This is a genomic window from Comamonas badia DSM 17552, assembly GCF_000484635.1.
GTDB lineage: Bacteria > Pseudomonadota > Gammaproteobacteria > Burkholderiales > Burkholderiaceae_C > Comamonas_C > Comamonas_C badia.
This window is the reverse complement of sequence record NZ_AXVM01000005.1, coordinates 271,027-293,163: the sequence shown is the minus strand read 5'-3', so window position 1 is coordinate 293,163 and position 22,137 is coordinate 271,027. Positions and strand designations below refer to the sequence as shown.

General features: G+C 68.5%; 18 protein-coding genes. 15 read left to right on the top strand and 3 right to left on the bottom strand.

The features are described 5' to 3' along the window. Window positions 1-51: 51 nt before the first annotated feature. The gene (locus K320_RS0112590; RefSeq protein ID WP_024539199.1) at window positions 52-1,023 is read right to left on the bottom strand and encodes a PDR/VanB family oxidoreductase; all 972 of its coding nucleotides are present in this window, start codon (window positions 1,021-1,023) and stop codon (window positions 52-54) included. Window positions 1,024-1,285: 262 nt separating this feature from the next. On the opposite strand from K320_RS0112590, the gene K320_RS0112585 reads away from it, so the two are divergent. Next, window positions 1,286-3,046, top strand: coding sequence for a sigma-54-dependent Fis family transcriptional regulator (locus tag K320_RS0112585; RefSeq protein WP_024539198.1), 1,761 nt, complete (start codon window positions 1,286-1,288; stop codon window positions 3,044-3,046). On the opposite strand, the gene lolD is transcribed toward K320_RS0112585, so the two are convergent. Continuing rightward, window positions 3,026-3,724 (bottom strand): lipoprotein-releasing ABC transporter ATP-binding protein LolD, encoded by a 699-nt coding sequence (gene lolD / locus K320_RS0112580; RefSeq protein ID WP_024539197.1) that lies wholly within the window; start codon window positions 3,722-3,724, stop codon window positions 3,026-3,028. The two genes, K320_RS0112585 and lolD, sit on opposite strands and share 21 nt — an antisense overlap. After that, window positions 3,717-4,970: a lipoprotein-releasing ABC transporter permease subunit gene (locus K320_RS0112575; RefSeq protein ID WP_024539196.1), complete on the bottom strand. Its 1,254-nt coding sequence runs from the start codon at window positions 4,968-4,970 to the stop codon at window positions 3,717-3,719. Before K320_RS0112575 ends, lolD begins: the two co-directional genes overlap by 8 nt. A gap of 61 nt (window positions 4,971-5,031) precedes the next feature. Here K320_RS0112575 and K320_RS0112570 point away from each other — a divergent pair, with 61 nt between their 5' ends. From K320_RS0112570 to K320_RS0112505, 14 genes are all read left to right on the top strand, one after another. Further along, window positions 5,032-5,952: a phosphoglycerate mutase gene (locus tag K320_RS0112570; protein ID WP_024539195.1), complete on the top strand. Its 921-nt coding sequence runs from the start codon at window positions 5,032-5,034 to the stop codon at window positions 5,950-5,952. Further along, complete coding sequence (recJ, locus tag K320_RS0112565) at window positions 5,949-7,664, top strand: single-stranded-DNA-specific exonuclease RecJ (RefSeq protein ID WP_024539194.1); 1,716 nt, start codon at window positions 5,949-5,951, stop codon at window positions 7,662-7,664. The genes K320_RS0112570 and recJ overlap by 4 nt, the downstream gene beginning before the upstream one ends. A gap of 142 nt (window positions 7,665-7,806) precedes the next feature. Beyond that, entirely contained in the window at window positions 7,807-8,682 is an 876-nt protein-coding gene (locus K320_RS0112560; RefSeq protein ID WP_024539193.1) for a 3',5'-nucleoside bisphosphate phosphatase, read from the top strand. Between the two features lie 22 nt (window positions 8,683-8,704). Continuing rightward, window positions 8,705-9,340, top strand: coding sequence for an L-threonylcarbamoyladenylate synthase (locus K320_RS0112555; protein ID WP_024539192.1), 636 nt, complete (start codon window positions 8,705-8,707; stop codon window positions 9,338-9,340). 45 nt (window positions 9,341-9,385) lie between these two features. Beyond that, window positions 9,386-10,051, top strand: coding sequence for a site-2 protease family protein (locus K320_RS0112550; protein WP_407059763.1), 666 nt, complete (start codon window positions 9,386-9,388; stop codon window positions 10,049-10,051). Between the two features lie 7 nt (window positions 10,052-10,058). Then, the gene (locus tag K320_RS0112545; protein ID WP_024539190.1) at window positions 10,059-11,360 is read left to right on the top strand and encodes a tryptophan--tRNA ligase; all 1,302 of its coding nucleotides are present in this window, start codon (window positions 10,059-10,061) and stop codon (window positions 11,358-11,360) included. An 80-nt stretch (window positions 11,361-11,440) separates the two neighbouring features. Further along, window positions 11,441-12,136 carry a response regulator transcription factor gene (locus tag K320_RS0112540; RefSeq protein ID WP_024539189.1) on the top strand — a complete coding sequence of 232 codons (696 nt, stop codon included), beginning with the start codon at window positions 11,441-11,443 and terminating at the stop codon, window positions 12,134-12,136. Between the two features lie 7 nt (window positions 12,137-12,143). Continuing rightward, a complete protein-coding gene (locus K320_RS0112535; RefSeq protein ID WP_024539188.1) occupies window positions 12,144-13,112 on the top strand; it encodes a DUF808 domain-containing protein in 969 nt (322 codons plus the stop codon). Window positions 13,113-13,230: 118 nt separating this feature from the next. After that, window positions 13,231-14,919 carry a FecR family protein gene (locus tag K320_RS0112530; RefSeq protein WP_245593879.1) on the top strand — a complete coding sequence of 563 codons (1,689 nt, stop codon included), beginning with the start codon at window positions 13,231-13,233 and terminating at the stop codon, window positions 14,917-14,919. A gap of 32 nt (window positions 14,920-14,951) precedes the next feature. Then, window positions 14,952-17,240, top strand: coding sequence for a CHASE2 domain-containing protein (locus tag K320_RS0112525; protein ID WP_156913968.1), 2,289 nt, complete (start codon window positions 14,952-14,954; stop codon window positions 17,238-17,240). Between the two features lie 147 nt (window positions 17,241-17,387). Then, window positions 17,388-18,194 carry an ABC transporter ATP-binding protein gene (locus K320_RS0112520; RefSeq protein ID WP_024539185.1) on the top strand — a complete coding sequence of 269 codons (807 nt, stop codon included), beginning with the start codon at window positions 17,388-17,390 and terminating at the stop codon, window positions 18,192-18,194. Further along, entirely contained in the window at window positions 18,184-20,160 is a 1,977-nt protein-coding gene (locus K320_RS0112515; protein WP_024539184.1) for an AMP-dependent synthetase/ligase, read from the top strand. Before K320_RS0112520 ends, K320_RS0112515 begins: the two co-directional genes overlap by 11 nt. After that, the gene (locus K320_RS0112510; RefSeq protein WP_024539183.1) at window positions 20,157-21,035 is read left to right on the top strand and encodes a branched-chain amino acid ABC transporter permease; all 879 of its coding nucleotides are present in this window, start codon (window positions 20,157-20,159) and stop codon (window positions 21,033-21,035) included. Before K320_RS0112515 ends, K320_RS0112510 begins: the two co-directional genes overlap by 4 nt. Before the next feature lie 12 nt (window positions 21,036-21,047). Further along, window positions 21,048-22,121 carry a branched-chain amino acid ABC transporter permease gene (locus tag K320_RS0112505; protein WP_024539182.1) on the top strand — a complete coding sequence of 358 codons (1,074 nt, stop codon included), beginning with the start codon at window positions 21,048-21,050 and terminating at the stop codon, window positions 22,119-22,121. Window positions 22,122-22,137: the final 16 nt, after the last annotated feature.

Below are 22,137 nucleotides of genomic sequence, written 5' to 3'. Positions count from 1 at the left end.
CACCACGGGCGATGCCTGCCGTGCCGTGCCCTGGGCCACGGCACGGCAAACCTAGATGCGCTCCAGTACGAGGCGCGTGGATCTGGAGCGCGAACAGCAGGGCGTGAAGAGCTGGCTCTGGTGTTCACTGTCAGTCAAGAACATGTCGCGATGGTCGGGCTCGCCCGACACCACGCGCATGACGCAAGTGCCGCAAATGCCTTGTTCGCAGGACATGGGTAGCTCCACGCCGTGCTTGCCGAGGCATTGCAGGATGCTTTGGTCCGGCGCGACCGTGAAAACCCCATCCACCCCTTGCACCACCACTTCAAAGTGCCCGCCCGGATCGCAGGCTGCTTGAGGGTCGGCGCTGAAGCGTTCGAAATGAATCCGCGCGTCTTGCCAGCCTTGCGCGTGCGCGGCAGCGCGCACGTAATCGATAAATCCCGCCGGACCGCAGACGTACAGCTGCGTGTCCTGCGAAGGTCGCCCCAGAACGCGCTCGGCGTCAAATTTTCGATCTGCGGCGCAATCATCCAGGTACAGATGAACGCGGTCCGCGTACGGCCGGGCATTCAATCGGTCCAGAAACGCCGCGCGGCCACGGCTCCTCACGCAGTAGTGCAGCTCGAACGACCGGCCATCGGCGTGCAGTTGCTCCGCCATGGCCAGCAGCGGCGTGATGCCTATGCCTCCGGCCAGCAGCACCGTGTGCTCGGCCGGCTGCAGCGCAAAGTGGTTGCGCGGCCCGCGCACACGTACGCGCGCCCCCACGGTCAGATCTTCGTGCACGCTGCGTGAACCGCCTCGCCCGCCTGATTCCAGCAGGATGCCCAGCTCATAGCAATAGGCTTCGCCGGGCGCATTGCACAGGGAATAGTTGCGCACCACGCCTGCCGGCGTTTCCAGATCGATGTGCGAGCCCGCGTCAAACGCCGGCAACCGGTCTCCGCACGCGCTGCGCAGCTCCAGACCAACGACCTGCTCGGCAATCGCCTTGCGCGAGGTCACCACGAGTTCAAACCAACCAGCCTCTGGTTGCATGACTGTCTCCTTGTTTTTTCAACCCAACCGTACGCAGGAGGTGATGAGCAATCAGCGTGCCACCCAATGGAAGATTCATACGTCATTGATTTTCAATGACAATTTATTCGCAGCCCTTCTGCAGCCAGCGGCTCGGCTTGGTAATTTCTCCTGTGCATTAATATTTCTCAAAAATTCCGCCTCAGATGAAATCCAAGCTTCGGCGCCACCGGATCCCCCATGGCCACGCCATAGCCCAGCCTTCTCACCCCGAGCCACTGCCATGAAGCCGCGCACCGCCATCCCTGTTGCCGACCCCGACGCACAAGCCTTGCTGCGGAAATTGCAGTTCACGCCGGAAACGGGCGAGGTGCACTTTCTGGGTCACCGCATGCTGCTGCTGCACGCAAGCTCCCTCGACGAATTGCGCCATGAGCTGATAGACCGGCTGGGGTCGGACATCACGCAGGAGCTGTTCATGCGCATGGGCTACCAGCAGGGCTTCGCCGACGCCCTGAAAATCAAGGAGCTGCACGGCGCGGAGCCGCTGTCCAGACAACTCGCCCTGGGCCCGCGCGTGCGGGAAATCGAGGGTTTCGTGAAAAACCAACCCATCGAGCACATGGAGCTGGACCCCACCAATGGCGCCTTTCGCGGCGACTTCTTCTGGGAGCACTCGTGGGAGGCTTCGGCCCATCTGAACCACTTCGGTCCCAGCGGCGCACCGAGCTGCTGGATCATGACCGGCTACGCGAGCGGGTATTGCACGGCGATCACGGGCGTCCCGATCCACTGGCATGAAAAGGAATGCCGCGCAATGGGCCACGCCCGCTGCCGCGTCATTGCCCGGCCGCTGACCGAATGGAAAGACCTCGCCGAAACCGAGATCGCCTACCTGCGCACCAGCCAGCTCACGGCCGGCGCGGCGGCAGGCGCCGTGGCGCCCCTCCGGCGCAAGACCCCTCCGCTGGGCAAGCCGCCCGTCGCCAGCGTTCAGCCGCCGCAGGCGATGAACCTCCCGGGCTTTGAAGACATGGTGGGCACCTCGCCGGGGTTTCTTGCCGCCGCCGCTCTCACCGGCCGTGTCGCGCCCACCCATGCCACGGTGCTGCTCAATGGAGAAACCGGCACCGGCAAGGAAGGCTTCGCGCGCGCCGTGCACCGGCTGAGCGAACGCCGGGACGCGGCGCTGGTGACGGTCAATTGCGCCGCCATCCCCAGCGAACTCGTGGAGGCCGAATTGTTCGGCGTCGAACGCGGCGCCTACACCGGCGCCACGGCGTCCCGCGAAGGCCGGTTCGAACGCGCCCATCGCGGCACGCTGTTTCTCGATGAGATCGCCAGCCTGCCGCTGGCGGCCCAGGGCAAGCTGCTGCGCGCGCTGCAGCAGCAGGAGATCGAACGGGTGGGTGGCACGCAGCTCATCAAGGTGGATGTGCGCCTGATCGCGGCGGCCAACCGCGACCTGTACCAGGAGGTCCTGGCCGGGCGGTTCCGGGAGGATCTGTACTACCGGCTCAACGTCGTCCCGGTGCAGATTCCGCCGCTGCGCGAGCGGCGCAGCGACATCCTTTTGCTGGCTTCGGTGTTCATGCAGCGCTTTCAGCACCAGTTCAACAAGCACGTGCACGGCCTGTCCCCGCGCGCCAGCAATCTGCTCCTGAAATACGATTGGCCCGGCAATGTCCGTGAACTCGAAAACACGATGGAACGCGGCATCGTGCTGGCCAACCCCGGGGGCGTCGTTGACACCCAGCATCTGCTGCTGCCGCAGGAAATCGGCAGCTCAATCGGCGCAAGATCCGGCGCGCCGGCGCAAGAGACTCCCGAAGCATCGCCCGACACGCTGGTCGATGCGCTGCTGTCCAGCACCCCGCGGTTCGAGGACATCGAGCACCTCGTGCTCTGCCGCACCCTGGCCCTGTGCAAAGGCAACATCTCGGCCACCGCGCGCGCCTTGGGTCTGCGGCGCGCGCAGGTCGAATTCCGCTTGAAACGCCACGGGCTGCACACCGGCAAACCCTCAGGCGGCGCCCCCGGCTGACCCCCACCGCAATACGCCAGCGACCAGCGGCACGGTCTTGTCACACTGCGCCGCAAGCTGCTCATCGTGCGTCACGACGATGAAGGCCGTGCCCTGCTCGCGTGCCAGGCGCAGCATCAGCGCGAACACGGTCTGCGCGGTGCCGCGGTCCAGGTTGCCCGTGGGCTCATCGGCCAGCACGCAGGCCGGGCGCGTCACCAGCGCCCGGGCGATGGCCACGCGCTGGCGCTCGCCGCCGGAAAGCTCGGCCGGGCGGTGCGCCAGACGCTCGGACAACCCCACCTGCGCCAGCATGTCCGCCGCCTGCCGCAGGCATTCCTGCTCGGGCAGGCGCCGGATGCGCAGCGGCATGGCGACGTTCTCCTGCGCGGTGAATTCCGGCAGCAGGTGATGGAACTGGTAGATGAAGCCCAGCTGCTGGTTGCGCATCCGCCCCTGCGCGGCGGGCGAGAGCTGCTGCAGGTTCTGCCCCTTCAGGGCAACGCTGCCGCTGCTGGGTGCGTCCAGCCCGCCCAGCAGGTGCAGCAGCGTGCTCTTGCCCGAGCCCGAGGCGCCGACGATGGCCAGCGTCTCGCCCGCATGCACGGTCAGATCGACGCCCGCGAGCACCTGAACATCCAGCGGCCCTTCGGTGTAGCGCCTGGCCAGGCCCTGGGCCTGCAGTACCACGTCACTCATAGCGCAGCGCCTGTGCGGGGTTGACGCGGCTGGCGCGCCAGCTCGGGTAGAGCGTGGCGGCAAAGGCCAGCAGCAGCGAGATGATGGCGATTGGCACGATGTCGCTCTCCTGCGGATCGCTCGGCATGCGGCTGATGAGGTAGATGTCGCGCGGCAGAAAAGTGACGCCCAGCAGGTGCTCTATGGCCGGCACGATCACGTCGATATTGAAGGCCACCAGCAGGCCCAGCAGCAAGCCGGCCAGCGTGCCGATCACGCCCACCATCGCGCCCTGCACCACGAACACGCCCATGATGCTGGCGGGGCTGGCGCCCAGCGTGCGCAGGATGGCGATGTCGGCGCGCTTGTCCTGCACCGACATCACCAGCGTGCTCACCAGGTTGAACGCCGCTACCGCGACGATCAGCGTGAGGATGATGAACATCATGCGTTTTTCCACCTGCACCGCGGCAAACCAGGTGCGGTTCTGCTGCGTCCAGTCGCGGATCAGGAGGTTGCCCGAGAGCGTCTGCGCCAGCTCCTGCGTGACGCGCGGCGCCTCGTGCAGGTCTTTCAGGCGCAGGCGCACGCCCGTCGGCCCTTCCAGGCGAAAGATGCGCTCGGCATCCGCGTGGTGCATCAGCACCAGCGTGGAGTCGTACTCATAGTGGCCAGAGTGAAACAGGCCCGAGACCGTCACCTGCTTCAGGCGCGGCACGATGCCCGCCGGCGTGATCTGCCCACTGGGCGCCACCAGCGTGACCTTGTCCCCCGGGCGCACGCCCAGCGCGCGCGCCAGATCGCTGCCCAGCACCGCGTTGAAGCTGCCGGGCGTGAGCGTATCGACGGCCTGGCGGTTGGCATCGGCGATCTCGGTGACCGCGCCCTCCTGCGCCGGGTCTATGCCGCGCACCAGCACGCCCTTCATGTCCTCGCCGCGCGCCAGCAGCGCCTGCGCCGAAACGAACGGCGCCGCACCCACCACATTGGGGTTGGCGCGCACCTCGGCCAGCGTGCGCGCCAGATCGGGCAGCGCGCCGCCGTCGGGCGAAAACACCTCAATATGCGCCACCACGCTGAGCATGCGGTCGCGCACCTCCTTCTGAAAGCCGTTCATCACCGACAGCACGATGATGAGCGCCGCCACCCCCAGCGCAATGCCCAGCATGGACACGCCCGAGATGAAGGAGATGAAGCCATTGCGCCGCGTGGCGCGCCCGGCCCGGGTATAGCGCCAGCCCAGGGCCAGCTCGTAGGGGATTTGCATGAAAGGAATGGACCGCCCGGATGGGGCGGGGGCGATTGTGGCATCCCTCAAAATACGCGCCATGCCTTCCCATCTGCTGATCCCCCTGGCCGCAAGCCAGACACCCGGCTGCGAACAGGCGCTCAGCCACCTGAAACTGCCCCAGCTGGACCGCCTGCTCGCACGCCTGACGCTTAGCCACACCGACACCGGCCAGGAAGCCGATTTCGCCCCGCCGCACGAGCGGGCGCTGGCGCGTGCTCTCGGCCTGCCCGAGCCCGCCACGCCCTGGGCTGCGGCGGCGCAGCACACTGCGGGCGAAGGCTGGGCCTACCTCACGCCCTGCCACTGGCAGGTGGGCGCGGACCATGTCACGCTGCTGCACCCGGCGCAGCTGCAACTGACCGAGGCGGATTCGCGCACGCTGGTGGACCTCCTCGCGCCCTGGCTGGCGCAGGACGGCATCACGCTCAGCTATGAGCAGTCCACGCGCTGGCTGGCGCGTGGCGACCTTTTCAAAGACCTGGAAAGCGCGTCGCTCGACCGCGTGATCGACCGCGACGTGCGCGCCTGGATGCCGCGCGGCCCGCGCGCCACCGAGGTGCAGCGCCTGCACAGCGAGGTGCAGATGCTGCTCTACACCCACGCCTTCAGCGAGGCGCGCGCGGCTGCGGGGCAACTGGCGGTCAACGCCTTCTGGGTGCACGGCGCGGGCCAGCTCGCCACCCTGCCTGCGCCCCGCGATGCGCCCGAGATGCCGGGCGCGCTGTTCGATGCCGCGCTGCAGCAGGACTGGAGCGCCTGGGCGCGCGCCTGGCAGCAGCTGGACAGCGGCCCCGTGGCCGAACTGCTGCGCCAGGCGCTGGCGGGCGAGCCCGTCACCCTCACGCTCTGCGGCGAGGCCAGCGCGCTGAGCTTCACCAGCCAGCAGCGCGGCTTGGGTGCAAAAATTCACAGTCTTTTTGGCCGCCAGCGCTTTGCCGATCTGCGCAAGCAGCTATGAAAATCATCAACCGTGACGTGCCGCCCCGAACCACCTGGGCGCTGGAGCAGGCGGGCGTGCACCCGCTGCTGGCGCGGCTGTACGCGGCGCGCGGTGTGCGCAGCGCCGATGAACTCGACGATGGGCTCAAGCGCCTGCTGCCGCCGGCGGGCCTCAAGGGCGTGGAACGGGCCGCGCGCCTGCTGGCCGATGCGCTGGCGCGCGACGCCCGGATCTGCATCGTGGCCGATTACGACTGCGACGGCGCCACCGCCTGCGCCGTGGCGCTGCGCGGCCTGCGCCTGCTGGGCGCCAGGCAGGTGGATTACCTAGTGCCCGACCGCGTGGTCGATGGCTACGGGCTCACGCCACCGATCGCAGAGCGTGTGGCGGCCCGGGGCGCCGATCTGCTCATCACCGTGGACAACGGCATCGCCAGCGTGGCGGGCGTGGCCGCCGCCAGGGCGCTGGGCATGCAGGTGCTGGTGACGGACCACCACCTGCCCGGGGCCGAGCTGCCTGCGGCCGACGCCATCGTCAACCCCAACCAGCCCGGCTGCGGCTTTGCCAGCAAGGCGCTGGCGGGCGTGGGCGTGATGTTCTACGTGCTGATGCAGCTGCGCGCCGAGCTGCGCGCGCGCGGCCTGTTCGACGCCGCCAGCCAGCCGCGCCTGGAACCGCTGCTGCCGCTGGTGGCGCTGGGCACGGTGGCCGACGTGGTGGCGCTGGACGAGAACAACCGCCGCCTGGTGGCGCAGGGCCTGAAGCGCGTGCGCGCCGGCCAGATGCCCGCCGGCATGGCCGCCCTGTTTGCCGCCGCCAGTCGCAAGGCGCCGCAGGCCGCCACCTTCGACTTCGGCTTTGCGCTGGGCCCGCGCATCAACGCCGCCGGGCGGCTGGCGGACATGCGGCTCGGCATCGAATGCCTGACGACCGACGATGCCGCGCGCGCCCAGCAGCTGGCGCAGCAGCTCGATGCCATCAACCGCGAGCGCCGCGAAATCGAAGGCGGCATGCGCGAGCAGGCGCTGCAGATCGCCGAAGGGCTGCTGGATGCCGACGCGGCGCCGCCGCCCGCGATCAGCGTGTTCGACGGCGCATTCCACGAGGGCGTGGTCGGCATCGTCGCCTCGCGCCTCAAGGACCAGTTCCATCGCCCCACCTTCGTCTTCGCGCCCAGCAACGCGCCGGGGCACGAACACGAGCTCAAGGGCTCGGGCCGCTCGATCGCCGGCTTTCACCTGCGCGACGCACTCGATCTGGTGGCCAAGCGCCACCCCGGCGTGCTGCTGCGCTTTGGCGGCCACGCGATGGCGGCGGGCTGCACGATTGCCGAGGCGCATTTCGAAGTCTTCGAACAGGCGCTGGCGCAGGTGGCGCAGGAGTGGCTGGATGCCGCCACGCTCACGCGCCGACTGGAAACCGACGGCCCGCTGGCGCCCGAATACCTGCGCGCCGATCTGGTGGACATGCTCGCGCGCGAGGTCTGGGGCCAGGGCTTTGCGCCGCCCACCTTCAGCGACCAGGTACAGGTGCAAAGCCAGCGCCTGGTGGGCGAGGCCAAGAACCATTTGCAGGTCAAGCTGCTGCACCGGGGCGAGGCGGTGGACGCCATCTGGTTCAACCACACCGAGCCGCTGCCGCAAGAGGTGCTGCTGGCCTACCGCCTGGATGTCAACGAATGGCGCGGCGAGCGGCGCGTGCAGTGGCTGGTGGAGGGGGTGCAGGGCTGACTGCACGGGCTGAGACGACTGTGCATTCAAGCGTAGAACAAGGCGGGAAGCCGCAGATCAGTGCTGTAGCACGGCAAGGCGAACCAACGCAGTGATACGTTTGAAGGCGAAGTCGTATGAGACGCCTCCTACAATGGATCGCATGTCCACCCCAACCCCGCCACGCGCCGATCTGCACTGCCATTCCACCATCTCCGACGGCACGCTCACGCCCGAGCAGGTGGCCGAGCGCGCGCACGGGCGTGGCGTGCAGCTGTGGGCGCTGACGGACCATGACGAAGTGGGCGGCCAGCGCCGCGCCGCGGCGCACGCGCGCGCGCTGGGCATGGATTACCTCGCCGGAGTGGAAATTTCCATCACCTTTGCCGATACCACGGTGCACATCGTGGGGCTGGGGGTGGACCCGGAAAACGCGCAGCTGGTGGAGGGCCTGCGCGCCACGCGCGAGGGGCGCGACGAGCGCGGGCGCGAGATGGCCGCGCAGCTGGAGGCCGTGGGCATCCACGGGGCGTATGAAGGCGCGCTGCGCTACGCCGGCAACCCGGCGCTGCTGGCGCGCCCGCACTTCGCGCGCTACCTGGTCGAGCGCGGCGTGTGCCAGGAGGTGAGCGAGGTGTTTCGCAAATACCTGACCGAAGGCAAGCCCGGCTACGTGCCGCACCGCTGGGCGACGCTGGCCGACGCGGTGCGCTGGATCCGCGGCGCCGGCGGGGTGGCGGTGATCGCGCACCCGGGGCGCTACCGCTTCACCGCGAATGAGGAGTACGCGCTGTTCACCGACTTCAAGGCGCATGGCGGACAAGGCGTGGAGGTGGTGACCGGCAGCCACACCACGGCGGAATACCAGGAATACGCCGACATGGCGCGCGAATTTGACCTGGCGGCCTCCACCGGCAGCGACTTTCACAGCCCGGACGAGTCGCATGCCGATCTCGGCTCGCTGCCGCCGCTGCCCGCCGACCTGACACCGATCTGGGCGCTGCTGCAGGAGCGCATCCAGCGCGCCGCCACGCACTGAAACCCGATACAGCCAACGTTCCATGGCCCAGTATTTCGAAGTCCACCCCGACAACCCGCAGCCGCGCCTGCTCAAGCAAGCCGCCGCCCTGCTGGCCAGCGGCGGCATCCTGGCGGTGCCCACCGATTCCAGCTACGCCTTCGTCTGCCAGCTCGACGACAAAAGCGCCGTGGACCGCATCCGCCGCCTGCGCCAGGTGGATGAAAAGCACCACCTCACGCTGATCTGCCGCGATCTGTCCGAGCTTGCCACCTACGCCCATGTGGACAACCGCCAGTACCGGCTGCTCAAGCTCGCCACGCCCGGCCCCTACACCTTCATCCTGGATGCGACCAAGGAAGTGCCCCGGCGCCTGAGCCACCCGCAGAGGAAGACCATAGGCCTGCGCGTGCCCACGCGCGCCACCACGCTGCAGCTGCTGGAGGCGCACGGCGCGCCGCTGCTGGCCACCACGCTGATCCCGCCGGGCGAGACCGAGCCGCTGAACGACCCCGAGGAGATCCGAGAGCGCTTCGAGAAACTGGTGGACGGCATCATCGACGCCGGCGCCTGCCCGCTGGAACCCACCACGGTGCTGGATCTCACGCCCATGGGCACCGGCGGCGAGCCCGTGGTGCTGCGCGAGGGCCGGGGCAACCTGCAGGCGCTCGGCCTGTAACGGGCTTGCGCCGCGGCAGGCCGCCGGTCTGCGAAAATCCCCCGCGTGAACGCCGACGCCATTCAAACCATCCTCATCTACGCCCTGCCCGTGCTGCTGTCCATCACGGTGCACGAGGCGGCCCACGGCTACGCCGCGCGCCACTTCGGTGACCGCACGGCGGAGATGATGGGCCGCATCACGCTCAACCCGCTCAAGCACATCGATCCCATCGGCACCATCGTGATGCCGCTGTTCCTGTACTTCGCCACCTCGGGCGCCTTTCTGTTCGGCTACGCCAAGCCGGTGCCGGTGAATTTCGGCGCGCTGCGCAACCCCAAGCGCGACATGGTCTGGGTGGCGCTGGCGGGCCCCGCCTCCAATCTGGCGCAGGCGATCGCCTGGGCGCTGCTGCTGGTGGTGTATGCGCTGCTGGGCGTGAGCGAGCCCTTCTTCCTCAAGATGGCGCAGGGCGGCATCCTGGCCAACCTGGTGATGTGGGCCTTCAACCTGTTTCCGCTGCCGCCGCTCGACGGCGGGCGCATCCTCGTGGGGCTGCTGCCCTGGCGCCAGGCGCAGGCCGTCGCCCGGCTGGAGCCCTGGGGGTTTTTCATCGTCATGGCGCTGGTGCTCGTCGGCATCGTCGGCACGTACTGGCTGCGGCCGCTGATGGAGCTGGGCTACTGGCTGATCCACCTGCTGCTCCTGCCGTTTGCAGCGCTGCTGCGTTAGTTTTCTTATGGCCATCACTCGATTTCTTACCGGCATCACGCCGTCCGGCACACCGCACCTGGGCAACTACGCCGGCATGATGCGTCCGGCCATCGCCGCCACGCACAACCCGCAGGTGGAGAACTTCTACTTCCTGGCGGACTACCACGCGCTCATCAAGACGCAGGAGCCCGAGCGCGTGAACCGCTCCACGCTGGAGATCGCCGCCAGCTGGCTGGCCTGCGGGCTCGACCCCGACAAGGTCACGTTCTACCGCCAGTCCGACGTGCCGGAGATCCCCGAGCTCACCTGGCTGCTGACCTGCGTGACCGGCAAAGGGCTGCTCAACCGCGCCCACGCCTACAAGGCGGCGCAGGACAAGAACCAGGAGGCCGGGCGCGACCTGGACGACGGCGTGAACGCCGGCCTCTTCATGTACCCGGTGCTGATGGCGGCCGACATCCTGATGTTCAACGCCCACAAGGTGCCCGTGGGACGCGACCAGGTGCAGCACCTGGAGATGGCGCGCGACATCGCGGCGAGCTTCAACCACCTCTACGGCGAGCATTTCACGCTGCCCGAAGCGGCGATCGAGGAAAACGTGGCGACGCTGGCAGGCCTGGACGGCCGCAAGATGAGCAAGAGCTACGACAACACCATTCCGTTGTTCGCCCCGCGCGCGCAGCTGCAGAAACTGATCGCCACCATCGTCACCGATTCGCGCACGCCCGGCGAGCCCAAGGAGGTCGAGGGTTCGGCGCTGTTCCAGATCTACCAGGCCTTTGCCACGGCCGAAGAAACCATCGCCATGCGCCAGGCCTATGCCGAGGGCATCGCCTGGGGCGAGGCCAAGCAGCTGCTGTTCGAGCGCATCGACCGCGAGCTCGCCCCCATGCGTGCACGCTATGAAGAGCTGATGGCGCATCCCGCGCAGGTCGAGGCGGCGCTCGTCGCCGGCGGCGAGCGCGCACGCGCGCTCTCGCACCCCTTCATCGAGCGGCTGCGCGCGGCCGTCGGCCTGCGCTCGGTGGCGGCGAAGGTGGAGAAAAAGGGCAAGGCCAAGGAGTCCGCCCAGCTGCCCAGCTTCAAGCAGTACCGCGAGAAAGACGGCAAGTTCTATTTCAAGTTCGTCGCCGCCGACGGCCGGCTGCTGCTGCAAAGCACCGGCTTTGACGCTCCGCGCGAAGCCGGGCAGGCCATCGCCCGCCTGCAGCACGAGGCGGGCGCGCTGCAGGCGCTGCAGGCACAGTTGCAGCCCGCCGAGGGTGTTGCGCCGGAAACCATCACCGCGGCATTGGCGTTGTCAGGCGCATCGTCCAGCGACAAATAAACCACTCGTTTTGATAGCTTGCACCGCACGCCCAGATTGGGCAAAAAGCATGAATCATTGGTATTTCTTGGAGGATGCTCATGCGCATCGCGGCGGTAGATGACGATCCGCTCCAGCTTGAGTTCTATGCCCGGGTGCTCGATACCCAGGGGCATGGCTTTCATGGCTTCGCCAGTGGCGCCGAACTGCGCCGCCAGTGGCGCCGCGAGACGTTTGACCTCTTGATCGTCGACTGGCAGCTGCCCGATGCCAGCGGCCCGGCACTGGTCGCCGAATTCCGCGCGCAGTTCGGCGCCGCGATGCCCATCCTCTTCATTACCCACCGCGACAGCGAAGCCGACATCGTGCAAGGCCTGGCCCAGGGCGCCGACGACTACATGACCAAGCCGGTGCGCGTGGGCGAGCTCGTCGCACGCGTCACCGCGCTGCTGCGCCGCGCCTGGCCCGCCCCCGCGGAGGAAACGCTGGATTTCGGGCGCTACCGCTTTCTCGCCGCCCAGCGTGCGCTGGAGATGGACGGTGTCCGGCTGGAATTGACAGGCCGCGAATACGACCTGGCGCTGCTGCTGTTTTCCAATCTGGGGCGGCTGCTCTCGCGCGACCACCTGCGCGAGGCGGTCTGGGGACACAGCGCGGAGGTGGTCTCGCGCACGCTCGACACCCACATCTCGCGCCTGCGCCAGCTGCTTGACCTGCATCCGGCCAGCGGACTGGTCATCACCGCCGTCTACGGCATTGGCTACCGGCTGGAAAACGTCGCCGCCGGGGCCACATGAACCCGCCATGGCCGCAGCCTCCCTTCTGACCCTGCTGGACGACATCGCCGCGCTGCTGGACGACGTGGCCCTGATGACCAAGGTGGCCGCCCACAAATCGGCCGTGATGGCCGACGACGTGGCGGTGCTGAGCAAGGTGGCCGCGCAGAAGACCGCCGGCGTGCTGGGCGACGATCTGGCGCTCAATGCCGAGCAGGTCTCGGGCGTGCGCGCCGAGCGCGAGCTGCCGGTGGTCTGGGCGGTCGCCAAGGGCTCGCTGGTGAACAAGGCCATCCTGGTGCCGGCGGCGCTGGCCATCAGCGCGCTGGCGCCCTGGCTGATCACGCCGCTGCTGATGCTGGGCGGCGCCTACCTGTGCTTCGAGGGCATGGAAAAGCTCGCGCACAAGCTGCTGCACCGCGGCGCGCCAGCCGATGCCGGCGCGCCGCCGGCCGACGCCCAGGCCGCCACCGATCTCGCCACCTTTGAAAAGGAACGGATCAAGGGCGCGATACGCACCGATTTCATCCTCTCCGCCGAGATCATCGTCATCGCCCTGGGCATCGTGGCGCAGGCGCCGCTGGCGCAGCAGGTCGCCACCCTCAGCCTGGTGGCGGTGGTGATGACGCTGGGCGTCTATGGGCTGGTGGGCGGCATCGTCAAGCTGGACGATATCGGCCTGTGGCTGCTGCGCAAGCGCGGCGCGGTGGCGCAGGCGCTGGGCCGGACGCTGGTGGCGGCCGCGCCACGGCTGATGCGTTTTCTCTCGGTCGCCGGCACGGCGGCGATGTTTCTCGTCGGCGGTGGCATTCTGGTGCATGGTGTGGCGCCGCTGCACCACGCGCTGGAGGCAGCGGGCGCCGCCGTGGCGCAGGGTGCGCTGGGCGGGCTGTGGCAGCTGCTCGCCACCAGCGCGCTCAACGCCCTCGCCGGCATGGCCGCGGGTGCGCTGGTGCTGGGTCTGGTCTCCGCGGTTCAAAAACTGCGCGGCGCCTGAACCCGCGAGCGTCCCGCAGGCCACCACCGGGGCAAATGTCAATAATCGTGAAGCCGCTCTCCGGCGGCAGCACCTGCCGCACGCCAGCGGCTAGCATAGGTGCGAAGGGACGACAGGCGTGTTTCATTTCAAACCCCGGCTTGCATGGCCTGCTGGCGCGGCACCCGCGGTGCTCGCGCTATTGGCGCTGGCAGCATCGCTCCCTCCCGCAGCGCGCGCGCAGAACGCAGGGACGGATAGCCTGGAACATACCGTCGTGCCTGGCGATACGCTGGAAGCACTGGCGCGCGGCTACCTCGACGACCCGCGCCAATGGCCCGCCCTGCAACAGGCCAACGGCATCGCCGACCCACGCCGGCTGCAGCCCGGCAGCCGCATCCTGATCCCCCACGCACTGCTGCCCACGCGCCCGGCGCGGGTGCAATTCACGCACGGGCAGGTGCGCGCCACGCTCCCCGGCGCGCAGGCCCCCCGTGCCCCGACGGCGGACGAAGCCTTGCCCGAGGGCACGCGGCTGCAGACCGGCGGCGATGGCTTCATCAGCATCCAGCTGCACGATGGCAGCACGGTGCGCGTGCAGGCCGATACCGACCTGCGCCTCACCCGTCTGCGCAAGCGCGCCCGGCCCGGCAGCGCACAGTCGGTCATCGAGCTGCAGCGCGGCACGATCGAGCCCTCGGTGCCGCCCGCCAGCGATGGTGCGCGCCGGCTCGACATCCGCACGCCGGGCGCCACCGCCAGCGTGCGCGGCACGCGGTTTTCGGTCAACGCGACGGCGGATGCACGCACGCTCACCGCCGTCACCGAAGGCACGGTGGCGGTCCAGGGCAGCGCCGGCGGCGCCACCCCGGTGCCGCACGGTCACGGGCTGGCGGTGGCCGCCAATGGCCTCGCCGGCACGCCGCACGCCCTGTTGCCCGCTCCTGACCCAGCGCAATGGCCCGCGAGCGTGCACGATGCGGACTTCGTGCACCTGCACCTGCCGCCCATGGCCGGCGCCAGCGCCTATGAAGTGCAACTGGCGCGCGATGCCGATCTCACGCAGGTGCTGCGCGCGGCCACCAGCCGCAGCGGCGCTGCCACCCTGCCCGCCGTCGAGGACGGCCACTACCAGCTGGCGGTGCGCGCCATCGATGCGGACGGGCTGCCCGGCCAGCGGACGGTGCGCCCGCTCAGCGTCAAGGCGCACCCCATCCCACCGTTGTACGCCGCGCCCGCCGCCGCAGCCACGCTGGCGGCCGGGGTGCTGCGCCTGAGCTGCACCGGCGTGGCCGAGGCCGGGCGCTACCGCCTTCAGCTGGCCAGCGGCGCCAGCTTTGACCAGCCGCTGCTGGACGCCAGCACCGACGGTGCCTGCGAAGCCGCCACCCCGGCCCTGCCGCCGGGCCAATACCAATGGCGCGTCGCCAGCCTGCGCCGGCTGGCCGACGGCCGCTGGGACCAGGGGCCGTTTGCCGCGCCGCAGCGCTTTACCGCAGTCGCGCCGCCGCAGGCACCTGCGAGCCTTGGGGTGCGCGGTGCCACCCACCTCTTCTGGCCCGCCCAGCCAGGGCAGCGCTTTGAACTGCAGGTCGCCGCCAACGCCGATTTTTCACCGCTGCTGGCCGATGAAACCCTGGCCCGGCCCGAATGGTCTGCGGACGCATTGCCGCCAGGCCGCGCCTTCGTGCGCATCCGCACGCTGGATGCCTCGGGCCTGGCGAGCGCCTTTTCCACGCCCCACCTGCTGACCATCCCGGCCCGGGTGCAGGCGGGCGACGGTCTGCCCGTCACCAGCGGCGACGGACAGCCGCTGCAGCGCCCCTGAAAGCCACGCACCAGAGGCGGTAAGCTCACCGGATGATGCAAGCCAGTGCACGCATCCGACGCCCCTATCTGCGCGAATGGCTGGCGCTCTCGCTCGCGCTGCTGGTCTTCGTGGCGCTGGCCGGCGGCCGCGGTTCGCTGGCGCGGCTGGACCATCTCGTGCAAGACCTTGGCAGCCGGCTGCTGGCGCAACCCGCCGCGCCGGATATCGCCCTGGTCGCCATCGACGACCGCAGCATCGCCGCCATCGGACGCTGGCCCTGGCGGCGCGCGCTGCACGCCGAGCTCGTCAACCGCATCACCGCCCAACAACCGCGCGCCATCGGCCTGGACATCCTGCTGGGCGAAGAAGACCCCGACTACCCGCAGGACGACGCGCTGCTGGCGCACGCCATCGCGCGCAGCGGCGCCGTGGTGTTGCCGGTGGCGCAGCGCGGCCAGGGCAGCACGGAGGCGGCCGATCTGCCACTGACGGCGCTGCGCGAAGCGGCGCGCCAGATCGGCCACGTGCAGGCGCAGGTGGATGCCGACGGCATCACGCGCGGCGTCTTTGCGCGCGAGGGGCCGCAGCCAGCGCCCTGGCCGCATTTCAGTACCGCGCTGCGCTGCGCCGGCGGCCAGGCCGATCCTGCCGCCTGCCGCGGGCATGCACTGCCCGCGGCAGGCCCCTGGGTGCGCGAGGATTTGCGCCTGCTGAGCTTTGCACGCGGCGTGCCGCCCTTCCCCACCTACGCCTACATTGACGTGATCAAGGGGCGCGTGCCGGCAGATGCGTTTCGCGGCAAATACGTGCTGGTCGGTGCCACCGCCGCCGGCCTCGGGGACTTTTTCGCGGCACCCGTCGCCTCGGGTTCCGAGCGCATTGCCGGAGTGCAGCTGCTGGCCCATGCGCTGCATACCGAGCTCTCGGGGCTGGATATCCGGCCCGCCAGCGCGGCGCAGAACGCCGCTTTCAACAGCGTCCTGGTCGCCGCTGCCCTGGTCGGGCTGTGGGTCCTGGGACCGCTGGGCAGCCTGCTGCTCTGCACCGCACTCTGGCTGGCAGCGATGGCGCTCACCCTGCTGACCCCCGGGCTGTGGGGCCTGCAGCTGGCGCCGGCTGCGGCACTGGTCGGCATCCTTGCCGCCTATCCGCTGTGGAGCTGGCGGCGATTGAGCTTTGCCGCGCACTTCCTGCAGCGCGAGCTGCGCGCACTGCGCCAGGATGGCATGCCGGCAGCGCAGAACAGCCAGCCGCCGCTGCTCTCCGCCGACCGGCTGGAGCAGCGCATCCACGCCGTCGAATCGGCGACGCAGCAGCTGCGCGACCTGCACCGCTTCATCGCCGGCAGCCTGGATCACCTGCCTTCGCCCACCTTTGTCTGCGACCAGGCCGGGCGCATCACGCTGGCCAACCAGGCGGCGCAGACCTTCGCCCAGCGGGAAGCCAGCCTGCAGCACCAGCGGCTGATGGATGTGCTCTCGGACACCGTCCGCCCGGAAAGCGGCCAGCCCCTGCTGAGCCACTGGCCGCCCCAGCCCCTGCCGCTGCCGCAGGAAGGGCGCGACCGCCAGGGCCGGCGCTGGCTCATGCTGACCAATGCCTTCGCCCAGCAAGCCGAGCAGCACTGGCTGGTCACGCTCGTGGACTTGACGGAAATGCGCCAGGCACAGGAGCAGCGCGACCGCGCGCTGCACTTCATCTCGCACGACCTGCGCGCTCCGGCCGCCTCCATCCTGACCCTGCTGGAGATGCAGCGCGAGCTGCCCAACCCCATGCCGGAGGCCGAATTGCACGCGCGCATCGCACGCCATGCGCGCACGGCGCTGGAGATGGCGCAAAGCTTCATGCAGCTCGCCAGCGCCCAGACGCAGGCGCTGCGGCGCGCACCGCTGGACCTGGCCACGCTGCTGCAGGAGGTGCTGCAGCAATGCTGGGCGCTGGCGCAGGCGCGCCAGGTGGCGCTCACCTGCGCCGCGCTGCCCGCACAGGCGCCGTGCGAGGGCGATCGCCATCTGCTGCAGCGCACCTTGACCAACCTGCTGACCAATGCCATCAAATTCACCGCACCGGGCACCGAGGTGGTCTGCAGCCTGCGGGCCGAGGACGCCCTGTGGGAAATCGCCGTGCGCGACCAGGGCCCGGGCATCGCGCCCGAACGGCAGGCCGAGCTGTTCCAGCCCTTTCGGCGCCTGCATGGCGCCAGCCACCCGCAGATCGAGGGCGTGGGCCTGGGTCTGGCCTTCGCGCACGAAGTCGCACGCCGCCATGGCGGCGACATTCAGGTGCAAAGCGACGGCCTGCACGGCAGCACCTTCACACTGCGCCTGCCGATGGCGTGAACGCACGGTGATGCGGTTTCGGGGTTTTCCCTGTACCGCTTCGATACACCATGGTCTGCGCACCATCAGGCACTACACTTGTCCGCAGAAATACAGTAGCGCCAGCACGGGACAACCTTGGGGCGCGCTCAGACAAGGGGACATTCGTTGGCAACGCAAAACGCAGGTGCGCCAGCCGATGGCGCGGTGCTGACCTGCGAGAAGGTCAGCCGCTGGTTCGGCGGGGTTAGGGCACTGTCGGAAGTTTCACTGGACATCCAGCAGGGCGAAATTTTCGGCCTGGTCGGCCCCAACGGCTCGGGCAAGACCACGCTGGTCAACTCCATCACCGGCTTTTATCCGCCGCAGGAAGGCGTCATCCGCTTCGAGGGGCAGCAGATCAACGGCGTGCGCCCGCACCGCATCGCATCGCTGGGCATCGCGCGCACCTTCCAGAACGTCGCGCTGTTCAAGGGCATGAGCGTGCTGGACAACATCCTCATGGGACGCCACACCTTCATGAACCCCAGCGCGCTGGCCGCGCTGTTCTACTGGTGGTGGGCACAGAAGGAAGAGCTGCGCCACCGCGACAAGGTGGAGGAAATCATCGACCTGCTGCAGCTGGAGAGCGTGCGCGACGAACCGGTCGAAGTGATTCCGCTGGGCATGCAGAAGCGCGTGGAGCTGGCACGCGCGCTGGCGGCCGAGCCGCGCATGCTGGTGCTGGACGAGCCCATGGCCGGCATGAACCAGGAAGAAAAGGAATACATCGTGCGCTTCATCCTGGACGCCAAGGAAGCGCTCAACCTCACGGTGCTCATCATCGAGCACCACATGGACGTGATCACCGCCATCTGCGACCGCGCGCTGGTGCTGAACAACGGCCGCATGATCGCCCAGGGGCCGGTGCGCGAGGCCGTGAACCATCCGGACGTGATCGCCGCCTACATCGGAGGGGGCCAGGATGCTGCGTGAAGACGCCTCGGGCCTGCAGGCGGCCCAGCCCGGAAATCCGCGCACCAGCGCCAACCCGGGCGACCACCTGATCGCGGCGCTGGCCGCCAACGCCAGCAACCACGGCAGCGGCATCGCCATGCGCGAGCGCGACCGCGGCATCTGGCAGGAAACGACCTGGCAAGACTATCTGCGACACACGCTGGAGGCCGCCGCCGGTCTGGAAGCGCTGGGCATGGCGGCGCACGACAAGGTGCTCGTCGTCGGCGACAACCGCCCCGCCCTGTATTTCGGCATGCTGGGCGCCATCACGCTGCGCGCCATCCCCTCGCCCGCCTACCCTGATTTCACGCCCGAGCAGCTGCTCGGGCAGCTGCAGCGCGAAGGCGTGCGCTTTGCGATTGCCGAAGACCAGGAGCAGGTGGACAAGCTGGTCGCGCTGCGCGGGCAGTACCAGGGCCTGCAGTGGATCATCTACGACGATCCGCGCGGCCTGGCGGGCCATGAGCCCGAAGGCACGATGGCCTTCACCGAACTCGCCCGGCGCGGACGCGAACGCCTCCAGGCCGAACCCACGCTGGCCGACGCGCTGCAGCGCCGCCCGCAGGCCGATGATGTCGCCATCCTGCTGCACTCCTCGGGCACCACCGGCGCGCCCAAGGGCATTCCGCTCAAGCACCGCCACGTGCTGTTCGCCGTGCGCAGCGCCGCGCAGGCCGGGTACTTTCGCACCGGCGAGACGCACATGGCCTACATGCCGATCGCCTGGGTGGGGGATTTCATCTTCACCATCGCGGCGGCACTCGCGCTGCAGTTCTCGGTCAACATCCCCGAGAAACAGGAGACGGTGCAGCGCGATCTGCGCGAGATCGCGCCCACGGTGTACTTCACCTCGCCGCGCGCCTGGTCCACCATGCTCACGCGCGTGCAGGTGGGCATCGCCGAATCCACCCCGGGGAAGCGCTGGCTGTACCAGCGCTTCATGCCGCTGGCGGTTGACATCGAGCGCGCGCGCCTCAAGGGGCAGGAACCCGGCTTGGGTCAGCGCCTGCTGCGCGCCCTGGGCGAGCTGCTGGTCTACGGCCCCATCAAGGACCAGCTCGGCCTGTCGCGCGCGCAGCACGCCTATACCGCGGGCGAAGCGATCGGCGAGGAAATCTTCCTGTTCTTTCGCGCACTCGGCCTGCCGCTGCGCCAGTTCTACGGCCAGACGGAGAATTCCGCCTTGTGCGCCGCGCAGGAAATGGGCTCCGTCAAGCTGCACACCGTGGGCAAGCCCTTCCCCGGCATCGACCTGAAGATCAGCGACAGCGGCGAGATTCTGGTGCGCGGCGGCAACGTGTTCGACGGCTACTTCCAGGACGACGCGGCCAGCGCCGAGTCACTGCGGGACGGCTGGCTGCATACGGGCGACGCGGGCTACCTGGAAGACGACGGCCAGCTCGTCGTGCTCGGGCGCGTCTCGGAGGTCATCTACACCAGAGGGGGCCAGCGCTTCATCCCTACCTTCATAGAGAACCAGCTCAAATTCAGCCCCTACATCAAGGACGTGTGCGTGCTGGGCGACGGGCGCGATTACCTGGCCGCCCTTCTGGCCATCGACTGGGAGGCCGTGGGCCACTGGGCGCAGGAGCGCGGCGTGACATACACCTCGTTTTCCGAACTGTCGCAGCAAAGCGGCGTGTACGACCTGATGGCGGATTTGTTCGCGTCGGTCAATGCCAGGCTGCCCGAGGGCACGCGCATCCGCCGCTTCGTCAACCTGCACAAGGAGTTCGATCCGGATGACGGTGAAGTCACCCGCACGCGCAAGCTGCGCCGCGGGGTGATCGCCGAGCATTACGCCGACATCATCGAGGCGATCTACGCCGGCAAGAATGATATTGAATCCATAGCGCACATCACTTACGAGACAGGCGAAACAGGCGTATTGAAGCGCCATCTCGCGATCCGCGACGTGCCTGCCAGCGCGGGAGCCGCCGCATGAGCTACTTTCTTGAACTGCTGACCAACGGCGCGCTGACCGGCCTGATGTACAGCATGGTGGCGCTGGGCATCGTGCTGATCTACAAATCCTCGGGCGTGCTCAATTTCGCACAAGGGGCGCTGGTGATGATGGCCGGCTATGGCGTCTGGCTGTTCACCAGCTGGGGGCTGCCGCTGTGGCTTGCGGCCATCGCGGCGCTGGTGGCGATGTTCGTGCTCGGCCTGGTGATCGAACGCTTCCTGCTGCGCACCATGGTGGGCCAGCCCATCATCATGGTCGTGATGCTGACACTGGGGCTGGACGTCTTCCTGCGCGGCTTCGGCCCCGGGCTGCTCGGCACCGAACCCAAGCAGCTTGACATCGGCCTGGGCCTGGCGCCCCTCATCATGGGCGACATTCTGGCCAACCGCACCTACGTGGTGGGCGGCATCATCGCGCTGGTGCTCGTGGGGCTGGCGCTGGCGTTCTTCCGCACCCGCCTGGGCACCAAGCTGCGCGCCGTCTCGGACGATCACGTCTCCAGCTGGTCCGTCGGCATTTCGGTGGAGCATGCGGTGGCCGTCTCCTGGGGTCTGGCGGGCATCTGCGCGGTGGCCGCGGGCACGATGTGGGGCTCGGCGCAGGGCGTGGACTGGTCGCTCACCGCGCTGCTGTTCCCGGCCGTGGCGGTAGTGATCCTGGGCGGCATCGACAGCATCGTCGGCGCGCTGCTCGGCGGCCTCATCCTGGGCATCCTGGGCAGCGTGATCCCGGGCTATGTCGATTCCCTGGTGGGCGGCAGCACGCGCGACGTGGTCACCTCGGTGGTGATCCTGCTCACCATCCTGTTCCGGCCCTACGGCATGTTCGGCCGCGAAGACATCGAACGCATCTGAAGGGGCTGCACCATGTTCTATCGCCTCTCGGGTGTCTACCACACGCGCTACAGCCAGACACGCCAGCTCTGGCCGATTCCGGCCGACCGCTGGCAGGTCGGCATCCTGTTTGCCCTGGCGCTGCTCGCGCCGCTGTACATGTCCAACCTGTACCTGTCCAGCTACATGCTGCCCTGGCTGATCTTCAGCACCGCAACGCTGGCGCTGACCCTGCTGATGGGCCTGGCGGGACAGCTGCACTTCGGCTTTGCGGCCGTCATGGCGATCGGCGCCTACACCAGCATCCACCTCACGCGCGCCGGGGTTCCGCTGGAGATCGCACTGCTCGGCTCCGGCCTGATGTCGGCCGTGATCGGCTGCGTCTTCGGCGCAGCGGCGCTGCGCGTGAAGGGCCTGTACCTGGTGATGGCGACGCTGGCCATGCAATTCCTGGTGGACTGGGTCATCACCAACGTCACCGTGATTTCGGGCGGTGCGACAGCGACGCTGCAGACACCCAGCGTGCGCTTTCTGTTCATTCCGCTGCAGAGCCTCACGGCGCGCTACTACCTGGCGCTGGCCTGGACGGTGATCGTGGTGCTGTTCATCCTCAACATCAAGCGCACCAGCTTTGGCCGCGCGCTGGTGGCGGTGCGCGACAAGGACTTCGCCGCCGCCGTGATCGGCGTGAACATCTTCAAGTACAAGCTGCTCGCGTTTTTCGCCAGTTCGTTCCTGGGCGGCATCAGCGGCGCCATCCTGGCCTTCTGCTTCTACAAGGCGGTCACGCCCTCGCAGTTCAATTTCGACGTGACCATCCAGCTCGTCGCCATGGCCCTGGTGGGCGGCCTGGGCAGCGTGATCGGCGGCTTCCTGGGCACCGGTTTCGTGCTGCTGATTCCCATAGTGCTGCTCAATCTGATCTCGTGGATCGTCGGCAACGGCTGGCTCAACGTCTCGACCTCCCTGATGGCGCACATCCCGATGATGCTCTATGGCGCGATGATCATCGGCTTCCTGCTGTTCGAGCCGCTCGGCCTAGCAAAGATTTACGATAACGCGCGCAAATACCTCCTGGTCTGGCCCTTCCGCCATACCCAGAGCTGATTTCCGTCAACCACCC

Excerpts from the sequence above, each read along its gene's own strand:
- K320_RS0112570 (WP_024539195.1), top strand. The coding sequence starts at position 5,032 with ATGCCTTCCCATCTGCTGATCCCCCTGGCCGCAAGCCAGACACCCGGC.
- K320_RS0112525 (WP_156913968.1), top strand. The coding sequence starts at position 14,952 with ATGATGCAAGCCAGTGCACGCATCCGACGCCCCTATCTGCGCGAATGG.
- K320_RS0112590 (WP_024539199.1), bottom strand. The coding sequence starts at position 1,023 with ATGCAACCAGAGGCTGGTTGGTTTGAACTCGTGGTGACCTCGCGCAAG.
- K320_RS0112510 (WP_024539183.1), top strand. The coding sequence starts at position 20,157 with ATGAGCTACTTTCTTGAACTGCTGACCAACGGCGCGCTGACCGGCCTG.
- K320_RS0112515 (WP_024539184.1), top strand. The coding sequence starts at position 18,184 with ATGCTGCGTGAAGACGCCTCGGGCCTGCAGGCGGCCCAGCCCGGAAAT.
- K320_RS0112575 (WP_024539196.1), bottom strand. The coding sequence starts at position 4,970 with ATGCAAATCCCCTACGAGCTGGCCCTGGGCTGGCGCTATACCCGGGCC.
- recJ (WP_024539194.1), top strand. The coding sequence starts at position 5,949 with ATGAAAATCATCAACCGTGACGTGCCGCCCCGAACCACCTGGGCGCTG.
- K320_RS0112535 (WP_024539188.1), top strand. The coding sequence starts at position 12,144 with ATGGCCGCAGCCTCCCTTCTGACCCTGCTGGACGACATCGCCGCGCTG.
- K320_RS0112585 (WP_024539198.1), top strand. The coding sequence starts at position 1,286 with ATGAAGCCGCGCACCGCCATCCCTGTTGCCGACCCCGACGCACAAGCC.
- K320_RS0112560 (WP_024539193.1), top strand. The coding sequence starts at position 7,807 with ATGTCCACCCCAACCCCGCCACGCGCCGATCTGCACTGCCATTCCACC.
- K320_RS0112505 (WP_024539182.1), top strand. The coding sequence starts at position 21,048 with ATGTTCTATCGCCTCTCGGGTGTCTACCACACGCGCTACAGCCAGACA.
- K320_RS0112555 (WP_024539192.1), top strand. The coding sequence starts at position 8,705 with ATGGCCCAGTATTTCGAAGTCCACCCCGACAACCCGCAGCCGCGCCTG.
- K320_RS0112540 (WP_024539189.1), top strand. The coding sequence starts at position 11,441 with ATGCGCATCGCGGCGGTAGATGACGATCCGCTCCAGCTTGAGTTCTAT.
- lolD (WP_024539197.1), bottom strand. The coding sequence starts at position 3,724 with ATGAGTGACGTGGTACTGCAGGCCCAGGGCCTGGCCAGGCGCTACACC.
- K320_RS0112545 (WP_024539190.1), top strand. The coding sequence starts at position 10,059 with ATGGCCATCACTCGATTTCTTACCGGCATCACGCCGTCCGGCACACCG.